Annotated in this window: 13 protein-coding genes; 12 read left to right on the top strand and 1 reads right to left on the bottom strand. The window is 72.8% G+C overall.

Annotation, left to right across the window (positions count from 1 at the left end):
• The first annotated feature begins 43 nt into the window (after window positions 1–43).
• The 9 genes from FB554_RS14050 (at window position 44) to FB554_RS14005 (ending at window position 10120) form a co-directional block, all read left to right on the top strand.
• Window positions 44–1297 carry a glycosyltransferase family 4 protein gene (locus FB554_RS14050; protein ID WP_142007018.1) on the top strand — a complete coding sequence of 418 codons (1254 nt, stop codon included), beginning with the start codon at window positions 44–46 and terminating at the stop codon, window positions 1295–1297.
• Complete coding sequence (locus tag FB554_RS14045) at window positions 1294–2010, top strand: class I SAM-dependent methyltransferase (protein WP_142007017.1); 717 nt, start codon at window positions 1294–1296, stop codon at window positions 2008–2010. The genes FB554_RS14050 and FB554_RS14045 overlap by 4 nt, the downstream gene beginning before the upstream one ends.
• Complete coding sequence (locus tag FB554_RS14040) at window positions 2007–3062, top strand: prenyltransferase/squalene oxidase repeat-containing protein (RefSeq protein ID WP_142007016.1); 1056 nt, start codon at window positions 2007–2009, stop codon at window positions 3060–3062. The genes FB554_RS14045 and FB554_RS14040 overlap by 4 nt, the downstream gene beginning before the upstream one ends.
• Window positions 3046–3714, top strand: coding sequence for a class I SAM-dependent methyltransferase (locus FB554_RS14035; RefSeq protein WP_142007015.1), 669 nt, complete (start codon window positions 3046–3048; stop codon window positions 3712–3714). The genes FB554_RS14040 and FB554_RS14035 overlap by 17 nt, the downstream gene beginning before the upstream one ends.
• Before the next feature lie 201 nt (window positions 3715–3915).
• Complete coding sequence (locus FB554_RS14030) at window positions 3916–4329, top strand: hypothetical protein (protein WP_142007014.1); 414 nt, start codon at window positions 3916–3918, stop codon at window positions 4327–4329.
• Between the two features lie 404 nt (window positions 4330–4733).
• The gene (locus FB554_RS14020; RefSeq protein WP_142007013.1) at window positions 4734–4976 is read left to right on the top strand and encodes a hypothetical protein; all 243 of its coding nucleotides are present in this window, start codon (window positions 4734–4736) and stop codon (window positions 4974–4976) included.
• Window positions 4977–4984: 8 nt separating this feature from the next.
• Entirely contained in the window at window positions 4985–5443 is a 459-nt protein-coding gene (locus FB554_RS14015; protein WP_142007012.1) for a hypothetical protein, read from the top strand.
• Window positions 5444–5563: 120 nt separating this feature from the next.
• Window positions 5564–6631, top strand: a complete 1068-nt coding sequence (locus FB554_RS14010; protein ID WP_142007011.1) for a hypothetical protein — start codon at window positions 5564–5566, stop codon at window positions 6629–6631.
• 21 nt (window positions 6632–6652) lie between these two features.
• Window positions 6653–10120, top strand: a complete 3468-nt coding sequence (locus FB554_RS14005) for a transglutaminase family protein (protein WP_142007010.1) — start codon at window positions 6653–6655, stop codon at window positions 10118–10120.
• A 242-nt stretch (window positions 10121–10362) separates the two neighbouring features.
• Here FB554_RS14005 and FB554_RS14000 read toward each other — a convergent pair whose 3' ends face one another.
• On the bottom strand, window positions 10363–11892 hold the full coding sequence (locus FB554_RS14000; protein ID WP_142007009.1) for an amidohydrolase: 1530 nt from the start codon (window positions 11890–11892) through the stop codon (window positions 10363–10365).
• A 141-nt stretch (window positions 11893–12033) separates the two neighbouring features.
• Here FB554_RS14000 and FB554_RS13995 point away from each other — a divergent pair, with 141 nt between their 5' ends.
• From FB554_RS13995 to FB554_RS13985, 3 genes are read left to right on the top strand one after another with little or no spacing between them, the layout of a single operon-like run.
• A complete protein-coding gene (locus tag FB554_RS13995) occupies window positions 12034–14664 on the top strand; it encodes a circularly permuted type 2 ATP-grasp protein (protein WP_142007008.1) in 2631 nt (876 codons plus the stop codon).
• Complete coding sequence (locus tag FB554_RS13990; RefSeq protein ID WP_170206726.1) at window positions 14657–15580, top strand: transglutaminase family protein; 924 nt, start codon at window positions 14657–14659, stop codon at window positions 15578–15580. Before FB554_RS13995 ends, FB554_RS13990 begins: the two co-directional genes overlap by 8 nt.
• A gap of 47 nt (window positions 15581–15627) precedes the next feature.
• Window positions 15628–17205: a flavin-containing monooxygenase gene (locus FB554_RS13985; RefSeq protein ID WP_142007006.1), complete on the top strand. Its 1578-nt coding sequence runs from the start codon at window positions 15628–15630 to the stop codon at window positions 17203–17205.
• The last annotated feature ends 56 nt before the right edge of the window (window positions 17206–17261 follow it).

Here is a 17261-nt window from a genome sequence, read left to right as displayed (position 1 = left end):
CACGAGTTCACCCTGTCCACCCGGCTGCGAGGAGGTGACGCGCGTGCGCGTCGCGCTGTCGTCGTACCGCTCCAAGCCGCACTCCGGCGGGCAGGGCATCTACGTGCGCAACCTGTCGCGCGAGCTGGTGCGGCTGGGTCACGAGGTCGAGGTCTTCTCCGGTCAGCCCTATCCCGAGCTCGACCCCGGCGTGCGGCTCACCAGGCTGCCGAGCCTGGACCTCTACCGCGAGGACGACCCGTTCCGCCGCCCCGGGCTGCGCGAGTTCCGCGACCGCATCGACGTCGCCGAGTTCCTCACCATGTGCGCGAGCGGCTTCCCCGAGCCGCGCACGTTCTCCTGGCGGCTGGCACGCGAGCTGCGCGGCCGGCTCGGCGAGTTCGACGTGCTGCACGACAACCAGACCCTCGGCCCCGGCGTGCTCGAGCTTGCCCGGCGCGGGCTGCCGACCCTCACGACCATCCACCACCCGATCACCCGCGACCGGCGGCTCGAGCTGGCCGCGGCCCGCGGGGTGCAACGCATCACCAAGCGCCGGTGGTACGCCTTCGTCACCATGCAGCGCCGCGTCGCCCAGCGCTCGGCCCACCTGCTCACGGTGAGCGAGCAGTCGGCCCGCGACATCGTCGCCGACTTCGAGGTCCCGCGGGAGCGGCTCGACGTCGTGCCCGTCGGCGTCGACGTCGAGACCTTCGCCGCACGGCCGTACGCCGAGCGCCACCCCGGCCGGCTCGTCACCATCGCCTCGGCCGACGTGCCGCTCAAAGGCCTCGGGGTGCTCGTGCAGGCGCTGGCGCGCCTCGACCCGCTGGCCTGGTCCGAGCTGGTCGTCGTCGGCCGGCCGAGCGAGCGCACGAGCAAGGCGCTCGCCGACGCCGGCCTGCTTGACCGGGTGCGCTTCGAGCAGGGGCTGTCGACCCTCGAGCTCGCCGACCTCCTCGCGTCCGCGCAGGCGTGCGTGGTGCCCTCGCTCTACGAGGGGTTCTCGCTGCCGACGGTCGAGGCCATGTCGACCGGAACGCCCGTGGTCGCCTCCCGCGTCGGCGCGCTGCCCGAGCTGGTCGGCGACGACGCCGGGCTGCTGGTGGCCCCGGGAGACCCGGCGGCGCTCGCGCAGGGGATCACCGACGTACTGGCTGACCCGGTGCGGGCCGCGCGCCTGGGCGCCGTCGGTCGGCGGCGGGCCATCACGACCTACTCCTGGGCCGCCGTGGCCCAGGCCACGAGCGACATCTACGAGCGAATCGTCAGCGAGCACAACGCTTCTCGCGCCATCCCCCGGGAGACCAACGCATGATCACCGTCGACTTCAAGCAGTTCCCGATCACCCCGGGCACCACCGTGCTCGACGTCGGGTGCGGCCAGGGCCGGCACAGCTTCGAGGTGCTGCGCCGCGGGGCCGACGTGACGGCGTTCGACAGCAACGAGTCCGACCTCGCCGACGTGAAGACGATGTTCGGCGCGATGGAGCTCGAGGACGAGGTCGGCCCCGGCGGGCAGGGGCAGGTGCAGCACGGCGACGCGCGTGACATGCCGTTCGCCGACGGCAGCTTCGACCGGGTCATCGCCGCCGAGGTGCTCGAGCACATCCACGAGGACGAGACCGCGATGGCCGAGATCGCCCGGGTGCTGAAGCCCGGCGGGCTCGCTGCGGTGACCGTGCCGCGCTGGTGGCCCGAGAAGGTCTGCTGGGCGCTGTCCGACGAGTATCACGAGGTCGAGGGCGGCCACGTGCGCGTCTACCGGCGCAGCGAGCTGGTCGAGCGGCTCGAGCGTGCGGGCCTGGAGCTGGTCGGCGGGCACCACGCGCACGCGCTGCACTCGCCGTACTGGTGGCTCAAGTGCGCGGTCGGGCCCGACACCGAGAACGCGGCGACCCGGGCCTACCACCGGCTGCTGGTCTGGGACCTGATGAAGGCGCCGCGGCTGACCCGGTGGAGCGAGGCCGCGCTCAACCCCGTGCTGGGCAAGAGCGTGGCGGTCTACCTGCGCAAGCCGGAGGCGCGATGACGCCGCGGGAGCTGCACCTCGAGGGCGCCCTGACCGCCGAGCAGCTGCGCCGCACGGGCGCGTTCCTGCTCAAGCACCAGGACGACTCCGGGGCGATCCCGTGGTGGCGCGGCGGGCAGCTCGACCCGTGGGACCACGTCGAGGCGGCGATGGGCCTGGCCGTGCTCGGTCACGCCGACGCCGCGGCCGCGGCCTATCGCTGGTCGGCGCGCACCCAGGCGACCGACGGGTCCTGGCCGATGGAGCAGCGCGTCGGGGTGGTCACCGAGGCCGCGTCCGACACCAACCAGTGCGCCTATCTGGCCACCGGCCTGTGGCACCACCACCTGGTCACCGGGTCCAGCGCGCTGCTGCGCGAGCTGTGGCCGGCGGTCGACCGGGCCGTGGGTTTCGTTCTGCGGCAACAGCTTCCGGGCGGCGAGATCGCCTGGGCGGTGTCCGCCGACCGGCGTCCCGACACGTTCGCGCTGCGCACCGGGTCGGCCAGCACGCTGCACTCGATCGTGTGCGCGCTGGAGATCGCCGCGCACCTCGGACATGCGCGGCCGCAGTGGGAGCGGTCGGCCGCGCGGCTGCACGAGGCGCTGGTCGAGCGGCCCGAGAGCTTCGCCGACCGCAGCCGCTACTCCATGGACTGGTACTACCCCGTGCTCGGCGGCGCGCTGCGCTCCGACGCCGCGCTCGGGCTGCTGGCCGAGCAGTGGGACACCTTCGTCTGGCCGGGCCAGGGCGTGCGCTGCGTGAGCGACCGGCCGTGGGTCACCGCGGCCGAGAGCAGCGAGCTGGTCATGGCGCTCGACGCGGTGGGCCGCACCGACGACGCGCGGCGGCTGCTGTGCGACATCCAGCAGATGCGCGACGACACGACCGGCGGCTACTGGACCGGCTATGTCGTCGACGACGACGCGGTGTGGCCCGAGGAGCAGACCACCTGGACCGCCGCCGCCGTGGTGCTCGCCGTCGACGCAGTCACCGGGACCACCGGCGGCTCCGGCATCTTCCGTGACTACGCCTGGGTGGAGGACGACCGCGCCGATGACGCTGCCAGCTGAGACCGCCGAGATCGCTTCTGCCGTCAAGGGATTCATGCCCGGCGACGAGGGCGAGGCGCTGTACGCCGTCGCCACCTCCGCCCGCCCCGGCACCTGGCTGGAGATCGGGACCTACTGCGGGAAGTCCACCGTGCTGCTCGCGGCGGCCGCCCGCGAGGTCGGCGCCCAGGTCGTGACCGTCGACCACCACCACGGGTCGGAGGAGAACCAGCCGGGCTGGGAGTGGCACGACACCTCGATGGTCGACCCGCGCACCGGGCGGCTGGACACGCTCCCGACCTTTCGGCAGACGTACGACGACCACCTCGCCGACGTCGTGACCGCGGTCGTCGCGACCACCGCGCAGGTCGCGTCGTGGTGGCAGACCGGCGTCGAGCTGCTGTTCCTCGACGGCAACCACACCGAGGAGACCGCGCAGCACGACTACGCCGCGTTCGCCCCGCACGTCGTGCCCGGCGGCCTGCTGCTGGTGCACGACGTCTTCCCCGACCCCGCCGACGGCGGCCAGGCCCCCTGGCACGTGGTCGAACGCGCCCTCACCGACGGCTTCGAGCAGGTCGCGGTCACCGGCTCCCTGCGCACCCTCCGCCGCCCCCAAAGCTGGTCGAGTAGCGCGAGGAACGAGCGCGTATCGAGACCCACCGGCCGCTGAGTGGTCACTTGTGGTGGGTGCACCGCCGCTCACACCAGCAACAAGTGACCACTCGACCCCGGGAGTAGCCGCTGTCGCCGTGGATCCGGTTTGAGAGCAGCCTCTTCAAGGGTTGGGCTGCCCCGCCCGGTTCGCCCAGGGTCGTACAGACCAAGCCCGTTCGCAGCCGAGCGAGCGGGGCCACGCGAAGGGGGACCAACCATGCGACGACGTGCAGCATCGCTCGCACTGGCAACAATCACGACCCTGGGCGCGGCCGGCGTCACCGCAGCCGGCCCGGCGCAGGCCGACCAGCCGAACTGCGACATCGACCTGACCATGGGGCCGGACGAGGTGAACTGGAACGTCGTGGCCAACGGCACAGCCACCTGCGACCAGCCCACCACGGGCGTACGGGTGGAAGTCGTGGCCTGGAAGATGATGTTCGGGAATCCAGATTGGGGCCAACCTGGCGTCGCCACCGCAGACGCGCTGCCTGCAGGGGCGCCGCTCTCAGCAGGCTCCGCCTCGAAGCTGTACACCGACAGCGACTGCTACAACGCAAAGGCCACCCTCACCGTGGCTGAACGACCCGACGTCATCGTCGTACGATCAATTTCCTGGGGCGGCTGCTGACCACTTGGCGCTACCTCGAGCCGGCCTCACGGTTGCGCTCGAGGTAGCGCCGCTCACCGCCGACCCAGGGGGGGGTCGCGTGGCGCGGGGAACGAGCTCGTATCGAGACTCGACGTCAAGGTTGCATTGACGATGTCGGTGCGTCACGATGTCTTGGACACGTGCACATAGAGCAGAGCGCGCGACGACATGGCCTCGCAGACGAAGACATCCGCCATGCCTGGCGCAACGGTCTGCGATACGTCGAGTACGAGTACGAGGGGGAGGAGTGACTGCTTGGTCATCGGCGCTGACCGAAGCGGGCGGCTCCTGGAGCTTGTGCTCGTCCCCAGCAGTGGCCCGACGCGGATCATCCATGCCGACCGTCTCCGCGCGAAGTTCTACGACTACCTCAGGTGATCTCGATGACCCGAACCACGACGCACGACACCGGCCTGGAGCTGATTGACCCCGCGACCCACCATGGGCGCGACGCGGCTCACCTGCGGGCCATCATCGCTGCGGCGGAGAAGGTCGAGGCCGCGCAGGAACAGCTGGCCGACGTGGTCGCCGAAGCGCGCCGCGGGGGGACGTCGTGGACGGTCATCGGAGCCGGCTTGGGTGTCTCCAAACAGGCCGCGCAGCAGCGTTTCGGCCGCCGCCCCTGAGTCTCGGGATGAGCGCCGAGGCCTGGGACGACAACCGCTACCTCCGGCGGGTCGGCGGGCACGTGATCCTTGTGGCCAGGTCGGGCGTACGACTGAGCGCCTGGAACGAGGCGCCGACTTCCGCGGCCGGTGGCGTCGGACTGGTCGAGGGGGTCACGGGCTTCCTGATGCTGTCCGCGCTGGACTCCGTGCGGAACGCGTGGGCCGAGAATCGCCAGAACGGGTGGGCGGTGACCGTCTTCCGGCTCCGCAAGAACTGGCACCCGAAGGTCGTCCACCACCGTCTCTTCCCCGACGCGAGGAACCCCCGTCGGCTGCTGGACGAGATGGTGCGTGTCGGCGAGCGCGACGGGTTCGCGCAGCTGGACGATGCCGCGAGGCCGGGCCCCTGGTGGCTGAACCGCCGCCGGATGGCCCAGCCGTGGGGTGCGTCCACCGATATCGACCCGCAACCTGGCCGCCGTTGAGTGGTCACTTGTGGCGGGTGCGCCGCAGCTCGTACCAGCAACAAGTGACCACTCGACCCGGGAGCAGCCGCCGGGGTGCCTAGCGTGGGGCCGTCAGCTCTCGTGAGGGAGGCACGCACGATGGCTCGCAGGATCCGCGCTGGGGTGGTCGCGCTGGTCGCCCTGGTGCTCGTGGTGGCGGCGACGGTCGTGGTCACCCGCGCGCTGACGTACGACGGCGGCCCCGACGCGCCGACCTCACCGTTCGACCTGCCCGCGGAGGGCAGCTGGGCGATCGGGTGGGCGGCCGCGACCCGGGGTGCGGCGAACCGGCCGACCGAGCTGATGCTCGTGAGCCCCGACGGGCGCGAGCAGACCGTCGGCCAGGTCTCCCCGAACAGCACGGTCGTGGACATCTCCCACGACGGCCGCCGCATCCTGACGAAGGTGGTGGGGGCCAGCCCCGACGTGCCCACGCCGTTCACCGTCTGGGACCTCGAGACCGGCGAGTCGCACCGGTTCGTGCTGCGACACGACGCGGACGTGCTGTTCGGCGGCGGCGGCACGCTGGTCACGACCGAGGCCTATCCACGCACCTACACGGCGATCCGCGACCGACGCGGCACGATCGTGCGCACCATCCCCGGGCGTACCGGGGGGAGCCCGGCCGTCTCGCCCGGCGGCACCACGCTGATGTACGCCACCCCCACCGGCATCGACGTCGTCGACATCCCCACGGGCCGGCTGGTCAGCTCCACCCGCAACCCCCAGCCGGTGGCCTGCTACCCCAGCGGCCTGTGGTCCGACGGCGCCCCCAAGCTGTGGTGCGGCGACCAGCCCGGCAGCGAGAACACGTACGTCGTCGACCCCTCGACCGGGCGCGCCCGCCTGATCGGCGCGCACCAGCAGGGGCTGAAGAAGGTGTGGCCGACGTCGCCGGTGACGGCGACCCGGACGTACGCCCCGAACGGGCCGGTGTTCGTGCGCGCGGGCAAGGTGTGGCCGGTCTGGCCCGCGCCCGCCTCCGGCACCGCGCCCGTGCGCGACATCGTCGCCGGCCGCGGGCCGACCCTGTGGCTGACGGTCACCACGAGCCGCGAGGCCTACCTCCCACCGGGGCAGTACGCCCGCCACGACCTGCGCACCGGCCGCACCACGGTGCTCGCCGAGGGGATCACCTCCGTCCAGGTGATCGACGGGCTCACCTGAGGCCTTCGTTAGGTTGGCGGGGTGACCATTCGTGTGGCCCTGGAGCACCGGACGACCTATACCTTCGACCGGCCGGTCAAGGTCTTCCCGCACACGGTGCGGCTGCGGCCGGCGCCGCACACGCGCACGCCCATCCAGGCGTACTCGCTCAAGGTCAGCCCGCGCGGCCACTTCCTCAACTGGCAGCAGGACGCGTTCGGCAACTACCTCGCCCGCCTGGTCTTCCCCGAGCGGGTGTCCGAGCTCGACATCACCGTCGGCGTCGTCGCCGACATGACGGTCATCAACCCGTTCGACTTCTTCGTCGAGGACTACGCCCAGACCTATCCGTTCAGCTACCCCGACGGCCTGCGCGCCGAGCTCGACCCCTACCTGGTGCCCGTCGACGAGGGCGACGCGGGGAGCGGGCCCGGCCCCGTCGTACGCCAGTGGCTGGCTGACAACCGCCCCGCCGACGGCCAGGGGATCGTCGACTTCCTCGTGGCGCTGAACCAGGCGGTCAACCGCGACATCGGCTACACCGTGCGCTTCGAGGTCGGGGTGCAGGCGCCCGACGAGACGCTCACCAAGCGGCTCGGGTCGTGCCGCGACAGCGCGTGGCTGCTCGTGTCGACGCTGCGCCAGCTGGGGCTCGCCGCGCGGTTCGTGTCGGGATACCTCGTGCAGCTGACCTCCGACGTCGAGGCGATCGACGGCCCCGACGGCCCCGCGCAGGACTTCACCGACCTGCACGCGTGGGCCGAGGTCTACGTCCCCGGCGCCGGCTGGGTCGGGCTCGACGCGACGAGCGGCCTGCTCTGCGGCGAGGGGCACATCCCCCTGTCGGCGACGCCGCACCCGAGCTCCGCCGCGCCGATCACCGGCGCGACCGAGGTGTGCGACGTCGAGTTCTCCTACTCCAACACCGTGACTCGCGTGCACGAGGACGCGCGGGTGACCAAGCCCTACAGCCCCGAGCACTGGGAGCAGGTCGACGCGCTGGGGTCGTACGTCGACGGCCTGCTCGAGCGCGAGGACGTCCGGTTGACCATGGGCGGGGAGCCGACGTTCGTCGCCGCCGGCGACACCTCGGCCGACGAGTGGGAGTCGAGCGCCGACGGCCCGCAGAAGCGGGAGCGGGCGCGCGAGCTGGCCAGGCGGCTGCGCGAGCGCTGGGCGCCGAACGGTCTCGTGCACCACGGCCAGGGCAAGTGGTATCCGGGAGAACCGTTGCCGCGCTGGCAGATTCAGCTCTCGTGGCGCGCCGACGGTCAGCCGCTGTGGCGCGACCAGTCGCTGCTCGACGACCCCTGGGGCGACCCGCGCGACGTCGACGCGGCGAGCAGCGAGCAGGTCGCCAAGTGCATCGCCTCGCGGCTCGGCATCGACGACGACTTCGTGCAGCCGGCCTACGAGGACGTGCTCAACGACATCTGGTCCGAGGCGCGTCGCCCGGCGGGTGAGGCGCGGCCCGCCGACGATCTCGACCCCACCGACCGCGACCTCGACCGGCCCGACGTGCGGGCGCGCAAGATCGACGAGCTCGACGCCCGGGCGGGGGAGCCGCGCGGCTGGGTGCTGCCGATCTTCCGCGACAGCGAGAGCGAGGGGTGGGGCACGGCCCGGTGGCGCACGCGGCGCCGGTACCTGTTCCTCACGGCCGGCACCTCGCCGATGGGGCTGCGGCTGCCGCTGGACTCGGTGGCGTGGGGCGAGGCCCCGCAGGAGCCGGAGCTGTCGACGTTCGCCGAGCGGGGAGAACTGCCGGCGCCCGACGAGCTGGGCACGGCCGTACGTCCGGCGGCGGTGCGCGACATCGCCGACGCCCCGCGCACCGCCCTCACCGTCGAGGAGCGCGACGGTCACGTGTTCGTCTTCCTGCCGCCGGTCGAGCAGCTCGATGCGGCGCTGGAGCTGGTGGCGGCCGTCGAGGGTGCCGCCGCCGAGGCCGGCGTGCCGGTCGTGCTGGAGGGATATCCGCTGCCGGGCGACCCGCGGGTGCGCTCGCTGTCGGTCACGCCCGACCCCGGCGTCATCGAGGTCAACGTGCAGCCCACCGCGACGTGGGCCGACCTGCGCGAGCTGACCACCACGCTGTTCGAGGACGCGCGCCAGACCCGCCTGGCCACCGAGAAGTTCGACGTCGACGGCACCCACACCGGCACCGGCGGCGGCAACCACATCACCCTCGGCGGCCCCACGCCCGCGGACTCACCGCTGCTGCGCCGGCCCGACCTGCTGCGCTCGATGCTGACGTACTGGCAGCACCACCCGGCGCTGTCGTACGTCTTCTCCGGCCGGTTCATCGGCCCCACCTCGCAGTCCCCGCGGGTCGACGAGGGACGGCACGAGACGCTCTACGAGCTGGAGACCGCGTTCGCCGAGCTGGACCGGGTGACCGGGTCGAGCGAGGCGGAGCTGCGCTCGCAGATCGAGCAGGACAAGCGGTTCGACGAGCCGTTCGAGGAGCGACGCGCGCGGCAGCGCACCTCCCAGCTGTGGCTCACCGACCGGCTGCTGCGACACCTGCTGACCGACATCACCGGCAACACCCACCGGGCCGAGTTCTGCATCGACAAGCTCTACAGCCCCGACACCGAGCGCGGGCGGCTCGGGCTGCTGGAACTGCGCGGGTTCGAGATGCCGCCGCACGCCCAGATGTCGCTGGTGCAGGCACTGCTCGTGCGCTCCCTGGTCGCGCGGTTCTGGGACGAGCCGTACGCCGCGCCGCTGGTGCGGTGGGGATCGCGGCTGCACGACCGGTTCCTCCTGCCGGCGTTCGCCGCGGCCGACCTGCGCGACGTCGTCGCCGACACCAACCGGTGGCTCGCGACCACCGGACCCAACGCGCCGCAGCTGGACGAGGCGTGGTTCGAGCCGTTCCTGGAGTTCCGCTTCCCACGGCTGGGCGAGACCGACGTCGCCGGGGTGCACCTGGAGCTGCGGCAGGCGGTCGAGCCGTGGCACGTGCTCGGCGAGGAGATCAGCCAGTCGGGGACGTCGCGCTACGTCGACAGCTCGGTCGAGAAGGTGCAGGTCGCCGCGTCCGGGCTCGTCGAGGGCCGGCACGTCGTCACCTGCAACGGGGTGCCGGTGCCGATGGTCCCTGTCGGCGGAACCGGTTGGGGCACAGGGATATCCACCGGGTCGGGCGCCGCGGCGTTCGTCGGTGGCGTCCGGTTCCGGGCGTGGGCGCCGCCGTCGGCGCTGCACCCGACGATCGGGGTGCACTCGCCGCTGACGTTCGACGTGGTCGACCTGTGGAGCCGGCGCTCGCTCGGCGGGTTCACCTACCACGTGGTGCACCCGGGCGGCCGTTCCTACGACGACTACCCCGTCAACGCCGCCGCGGCCGAGACGCGTCGCGGGTCGCGCTTCGAGGCGATCGGGCACAGCCTCGGCGAGGTCGACTCCTCGCACTGGCCCGTCTCGGGCGTCGGGTTCGGCTCCGCCGCGACGGAGTACCCCACGACCCTCGACCTGCGCCGCCACCTCCCGGGCGACCGCTGACCCACGCTGGTCGAGTAGCCGAGCCGCTAGGCGAGGCGTATCGAGACCCTGGTGACCCTCGCTGGTCGAGTAGCCGAGCCGCTAGGCGAGGCGTATCGAGACCCTGGTGACCCACGCTGGTCGAGTAGCCGAGCCGCTAGGCGAGGCGTATCGAGACCCTGGTGGGTGATCTCGATACGGACTCGGCTAGCGCCTCGCCCTACTCGATCAGCGTGGATGTGCCCTACTCGATCAGCGTGGGGTCAGCGGGTGTGGACCACGCGGCCGGCGACCATCGTCAGCAGCGGCCGCAACCGGCGTACGGCATCGGCCTGGGCCCGCGAATCTCCCTCGAGATCCAGCGGGTTCACGTCCAGTAGCAGCAGGTCGGCGCGCGACCCGGGGGCCACGGTGCCCTGCCCGTCGGTCGAGGCGGCGAGGGCGCCGCGCAGGGTGAGCGCCTCCTGCGGCTGCCACGGCTCGCGCTCGTCGGCCGAGCGGTGCACCGCGGCGGCGACGGCGAGCCACGGGTCGAGCGGCGCGACGGGCGCGTCCGACCCGAGCGCGAGCTCCACCCCGGCGTCGCGCATGGTCGCCAGCGGGAAGCAGCGCTGCGCCCGGTCGGGCCAGCAGTGGTCGATGACGTCGCGGTCGTCCCACAGGTGCACCGGCTGCACCGAGGCGCGTACGCCCAGCGCGGCCATGCGCGGCACGTCGCCCAGGCGCACGAGCTGGGCGTGCTCGACCGACCCGCGCGCGCCGGTCTGCTCGAACGCGTCGAGCGCGTCGGCGAGGGCGTGGTCGCCGATCGCGTGGATCGCCGCCTCCAGCCCCGCGTCGGTCGCCTGGTCGAGCAGCCAGCGCAGCTCCTCGGGCGTGACGTTCTGCACGCCGAACGGCTCGGCCAGGTCGCCGGAGTCGGCGAAAGGCTCGCAGCAGAAGGCCGTTCGCGTGTTGAGCGACCCGTCGGAGATGACCTTGAGCGGGCCCATCGTGACCAGCCCGGAGTCGCCGAGCGGGTCGCCGGTGCGCACGCCCGCCTCGAGCACGCCGGCGAGGTCCTGGCGGTAGACGCCCGGCCGCAGCCGCATCGTGTCGAGACCGTCGGCGACCCGGCCGGGCCACTCCGACCAGCCCTCGCCCATCTCCAGGTCGGTGATGCCGACGAGCCCGAGCGCGGCGCAGTCGGCGAACGTCGCGCGGTAGCCCGCGTCGAGCAGCTGCTCGGCCCCCGGCAGCGACGACAGCCGCGCGAAGACCGGCCACCACTCCTCCTCCTCGAGGATCCCCTCGCGCGGCGGGATCCCGAGCACGTGGAACGCCGCGGTCGACAGCCACCCGTGGTGCGCGTCGCCGCTCACCAGCACCACCGGGGTGTCGCCGACGACCTCGTCGAGGGCGGCCGCGGTGGGCTGCTGCGGCCACAGAGCCGGCCGCTGCCCGAACCCCTGGATCACGCGCCACGGCTCGGCGTGCTCGCCCGCCGGCAGCGCGCGGGCCACGATCGCCGCCGCCTCGGGTGCCGACTGCGCGGCCGACACGTCGATGCGGGTGCGGGTCAGCGCGGCCTGGCCCAGGTGCACGTGCTGGTCCCACAGGCCCGGCATCAGCCAGCGCCCGCCGCCGTCGTGCGTCTCCTCGCCCTCCGGCGCGAGGCCCGGACCGACCTGCACGACCCGACCCCGGCGTACGCGCACGTCGACCGGTCCCGCGGGCGCGGCCTGCGTCAGCGGCACCAGACGTACGTCGCGCAGCAGGGCCGAACCCGCCAGCGCGCCTTCCCACTCGCTCACGCGCGCAGTATGCCCACGCCGACCCGGGGTGGGCGCGCCCGCCTCGGCGCCACCCCGGCAGATCGTTCACCGGTGCACGAGATGCGGGACAGGCCCGCCGCCTGACTCATCCTGCCGACCGTGGCACGTAGGGTCGGGGCGATGTCTGCTCAGGTGTCGACCCAGCCCGAGGGGTCCGGTGGCGCGGTCGAGTCCTATCGCGCGGCGCTGCGCCGCGTCGGGGCCGCCGAGCCGCACCGCCTCCCGGGGTACGACGAGCTCGTGGGCGCCGAGGGGGTGCACCCCGAGGACGAGATGCTCGCCGACACGATCGACGCGCTCGGGCCCGGCGGGATGCGGGCGAAGGCCGCCGAGGCCGCGCGCTACGTCAGCAGCGACGGCATCACCTACGGCGCCACCGCCGACGGCGCGCAGGCCCGCAACTGGCACATCGACCCGTTGCCCACGATCGTCGGCAGCGCGGAGTGGGCCGCCCTCGAGCGCGGGCTGGAGCAGCGCGCGCGGCTGCTCGACCTGATCCTGCGCGACGTCTACGGCCCGCGCCGCCTGCTGCGCCGGGGCGTCGTCCCGCCCGAGATCGTGCTCGGCCACCCCGGTTTCGTCCGGCAGGCCGACGGCATCGCCCTGCCGACCGGGCAGCAGCTGATCCTCGCCGCGACGGACGTCGCCCGGTCCGCCGACGGCGGCTGGGTCGTCTTCGGCGACCGCACCCAGGCGCCGTCCGGCGCCGGCTATGCCATGGCGACCCGGCGCATCGTGGCGCGCACGCTGCCCGCCGTCCACCGCCGTACGTCCACCGCACGTCTGCGGGGCTTCTTCCACACCGTGCGCGCGGCCCTGCTCGACTCCGCCGCGACCAACGCGGAGGCCCCGCGCGTGGTCGTGCTCAGCCCGGGCGCGGGCAGCGAGACGGCCTTCGACCAGGCGTTCCTCGCCACCCTGCTCGGCTTCCCGCTCGTCGAGGGCGACGACCTGGCGATGCGCGACGGGCGGGTGTGGATGCGCACGCCCGGCGCCGACCAGCCGGTCGACGTCATCCTGCGCCGGGTCGACGCCGACTTCGCCGACCCGCTCGAGCTGCGCTCGGGCAGCCAGCTCGGGGTGCCCGGGCTCATCGACGCCGCCCGGCGCGGGCAGGTGTCGATCGTCAACCCGATGGGGGCCGGCGTGCTCGAGAACCCCTGCCTCCTGCACTTCCTGGCGCCCATCAGCCGCGACCTGCTCGGCGAGGATCTGCTGCTGCCGCAACCGGACTCGTGGTGGTGCGGCGACGACACCGACCGGCAGCACGTGCTCGCCAACCTCGACCGTCTGGTCATCAAACCGCTCAGCCGCGACGCGGGGACCAGCACCCGGTTCGGGTGGCTGCTCAGCGCGTCCGAGCGCGACGAGCTGGCCGCCCGCGTCGAGGCGACACCGTGGGCCTGGGCGGCGCAGGAGCCGCTGCCCGAGTCGACCGCGCCGGTGGTGACCGGCAACGGCATCGAGCCGCGGCGGCTGGTGCTGCGCACGTTCGGCGTCGCCCACGACGACCGCTATGCGTTCCTCCCCGGCGCGCTCGGCCGAGTGGCCGGCGAGGCCGAGCAGGACGTCGTGTCCAACAACGCCGGTGCGCTCGCCAAGGACGTGTGGGTGCTCGCCGGTCGCGACGCCGCGCCCGACTGGTCCGAGCGGGAGTCGGCCGCCGAGCCCGCGGCGCCGGCGCTGGCCGCGGGCACCCTCGCGCCCCGCATGGCCGACGACCTGCACTGGTTCGGTCGCTACGCCGAGCGCGTCGAGGCCACCGCCCGCATCCTGTCCGTCGTCGACGACCTCACCGAGGACTACGCCGCCCGCCCCGGCTCGCTCGGCGCGATCGCGATGGAGTCGATCCAGCACGCGGTCACGATGGTCACCGGCATCGCGCCGCAGCAGCGCACCGGCACCGGCCTCGACTACACCGCGCCCGACCAGTGGGCCACCGACCCCGAGGCGCACCTGAGCCTGCTCGTCGGCGAGGAGTCCACGCCCGGCACCCTGGCGTACGCCGTCGCCCGGCTGGTCCAGTGCGCCCAGCGGGTGCGCGACCAGCTGTCGCTGCACACCTGGCCGGTGCTCGCCCGCCTCGAGCAGACGCTGGCTCGCGCCGGCGAGCCCAACACCAGCCGCCGCGACACCCTCGAGGCGGTGCTGGAGTCCTCGCTCGCGCTCGCGGGGATCGTGCAGCAGAGCATGATCCGCGACGCGACCTGGGCGTACGTCGATGCGGGCGTGCGCGTCGAGCGGGCCGCGCTCACCGTCGAGCTGGTGCGCGCGACGCTGGCGATCGAGCGTTCGCCGGTCATCGAGGGGCAGATCGTCGAGGCGGTGCTGCAGGTCGGCGAGAGCGTGATCACCCACCGCCGCCGCACGTCCGCCGGCGAGGGCCCGTCGGTGCCGGTGCAGTCCGCGCTGCACCTGCTGCTGGTCGACCGGGCCAACCCGCGCTCGCTGGCCTTCCAGCTCGACCGGTTCTCCGAGGACCTGCGCCTGGTCGACGACCCGCAGGGCGTGGCCGCCGGCGCCGCGATCGCGATGGACCTGCCCGAGCTGGACGTCGAGACGCTCGGCGCGACCGACCGCAGCGGCCTCGACCGGCTGCTCGTCGACCTGCGCGGCCGGGTCGATGCGCTCGCGAACGCCCTTGCCTCGCAACACTTCCGGCGCAAGGGACCGCAGGGCACCCAGCTCACCGAGTGGACCTTCTCCCAGTCGCAGCGCCAGTCGCAGTCGCAGGGGGTGGCCCGTGGCTGAGCAGCCGGAGAAAGAGGACGTCTACGCACCGCGCAGTTATGTCGTGCGGCACCAGACGACCTACACCTACAGCGACGACGTCACCTCCTGCTACGAGCGGGGGTGCCTGCAGCCGCGCGACACGGTGAGCCAGACGGTGCGCTCCAGCGACATCGAGGTGAGCCCCGAGCCCGACCTGGTCACCGAGCACCGCGACTTCTTCGGCAACTTCAGCCACTACGTCGAGGTGCGCACCCCGCACCGCGAGCTGGTCGTCACCAAGACCTCGCGCGTCGACGTGGCGTGGCCGCGCCCCGACCTCGACCGGCTCAACGAGACGACCGTCGCCCAGGCGCGGGATCTCGTTGCGGCGCAGGCGGATCCGGTCGAGCGCACGACCTACCTGCTCCCGTCGCCGCTCGTCGACGTGGTGCCGCAGGTGCGCGACTATGCGCAGACGTACCTGCCGGACGACGCGCCCCTCGGCGACGCGCTCGTCGCGCTGACCCGCGGCATCTTCGCCGACTTCCGCTACGCCAAGGGCGCCACGTCGGTGAAGACGACGCTGCCGGAGCTGCTCGAGCAGCGCGAGGGGGTCTGCCAGGACTTCGCCCACCTCGCGGCCGGCTGCCTGCGCTCGGTCGGCCTGCCCGGGCGCTACGTCAGCGGCTACCTCGAGACCTTCCCGCCGCCGGGCAAGAAGAAGCTGCAGGGCTCCGACGCCACCCACGCCTGGACCGCCGCGATGGTGCCCGGCGGCGGCTGGATCGACCTCGACCCGACCAACGACCACCTGGTGGACAGCCGCTACGTCGTGACCGCCTGGGGCCGGGACTTCCGCGACGTGTCGCCGCTCAAGGGTGTGATCTACACCGAGGCCGAGAGCAGCGAGCTCAAGGTCGCCGTCGACGTTCTCCGGCAAGACGGCCCCGGCTAAGTTACGCTGCCGTAATCAGCGCGTAGCCGTCGATGGAGGCAGGCAGCATGTCCGACCAGCAGGAGTTCGACGTCGTCGTGGTGGGTGCCGGCATCAGCGGCATCGACATCGGCTATCGACTGCAGACGAGCAACCCCGACCTGAGCTACACCATCCTGGAGGGCCGCTCCTCGATCGGTGGCACCTGGGACCTGTTCAAGTACCCCGGGCTGCGGTCCGACTCGGACATGTACACCCTCGGCTTCCCGTTCGAGCCGTGGCAGGGTGAGCGCTCGATCGCGGGCGGTGACGACATCCTCGCCTACATCAAGCACACCGCGAGCAAGTACGCCATCGACCAGCACATCCAGCTCGACACCATGGTCCGGGGCATCTCCTGGTCCTCGGAGCAGGAGCGCTGGACGGTGCGGGTCGACCGGGCCGACGGGCCGGGCGAGGTGCGCGCGAAGTACGTCTACTTCGCCTCCGGTTACTACAGCTACGAGGCGCCCTACACCCCGCCGTTCCCCGGGCGGGAGACCTTCCGCGGGCAGGTCGTCCACCCGCAGTTCTGGCCCGAGGACCTGGACTACCGGGGCAAGAAGGTCGTGGTCATCGGGTCCGGCGCGACGGCCGTGACCCTGGTGCCGGCGCTCGCCGAGCGCGGCGCCGGGCAAGTGACGATGCTGCAGCGCACCCCGTCGTACATCCTGCCGCTGCCGGGCGCCGACCCGGTCGCCAACCAGATGCGCGCGCGGATGAGCAACAAGCAGCGGGCGTACACCCTGACGCGGTGGCGCAACATCGTGCAGACGCTCGGCTTCTACCAGTTCTCGCGACGGATGCCGAAGGTCGCGACGAAGGTGCTCACCTCGGGGCCACGGGTCGCGCTGCGCGGCTCGGAGGCGTACGACCCCAAGCACTTCCAGCCGCCGTACAAGCCGTGGGACCAGCGCGTGTGCATCATCCCCGACGGCGACCTGTTCCGGGAGCTGAAGAAGGGCAACGCCGAGATCGTCACCGACACGATCGCCGAGTTCGTGCCCGAGGGCATCCGCACCGGCTCCGGCCAGCTGATCGAGGCCGACATCATCGTCACCGCGACCGGCCTGCAGATGCTCCTCGGTGGTGGCGCCGACGTCGAGATCGACGGCGAGCAGGTCGACCTGTCGAGGCACTTCGTCTATCGCGGCTGCATGCTGGAGGGCGTGCCCAACGCGGCCCTGTCGATCGGCTACACCAACGCGTCGTGGACGCTGCGCTCGGACCTGTCGGCGCAGTTCTTCTGTCGCGTCGTCAAGCACACCGAGAAGGGCGGCTTCGCCGCGTTCGTCCCGCGCGTCAAGGGTGCGCCGCTGCGGTCGCTCTCGGTGCTCGACCTCACGTCGGGCTACGTGCAGCGGCTGGTCGCGACCTTCCCCAAGCGCGGCGACCGCCGCCCGTGGATGGTCCGCCAGAACTACCTCCTCGACTCTCTCGAGATGCGCCGGGCGACCGTCGACTCCGAGATGGAGTACGTCCGTCCGGGCGAGCGACCCAAGCTCGGCAACGGCACCGCGGCCTCGGTGCCCGAGGACGCACCGCCCGTCGTCCCGGTCACCCCGCCGGCGGAGGCGCCGGACGAGGCGCCCGCGCTCGCCGGCTGAGCAGGCTCACGGAGCGAGACGCGTCGACTAAGCAAGCGCTTAGTGTGTGCCATCCT

This window comes from Barrientosiimonas humi, assembly GCF_006716095.1.
Classification (GTDB): domain Bacteria; phylum Actinomycetota; class Actinomycetes; order Actinomycetales; family Dermatophilaceae; genus Barrientosiimonas; species Barrientosiimonas humi.
Note: the sequence above shows the minus strand (reverse complement) of the source record. Positions and strands in the feature narration are given on the sequence as shown.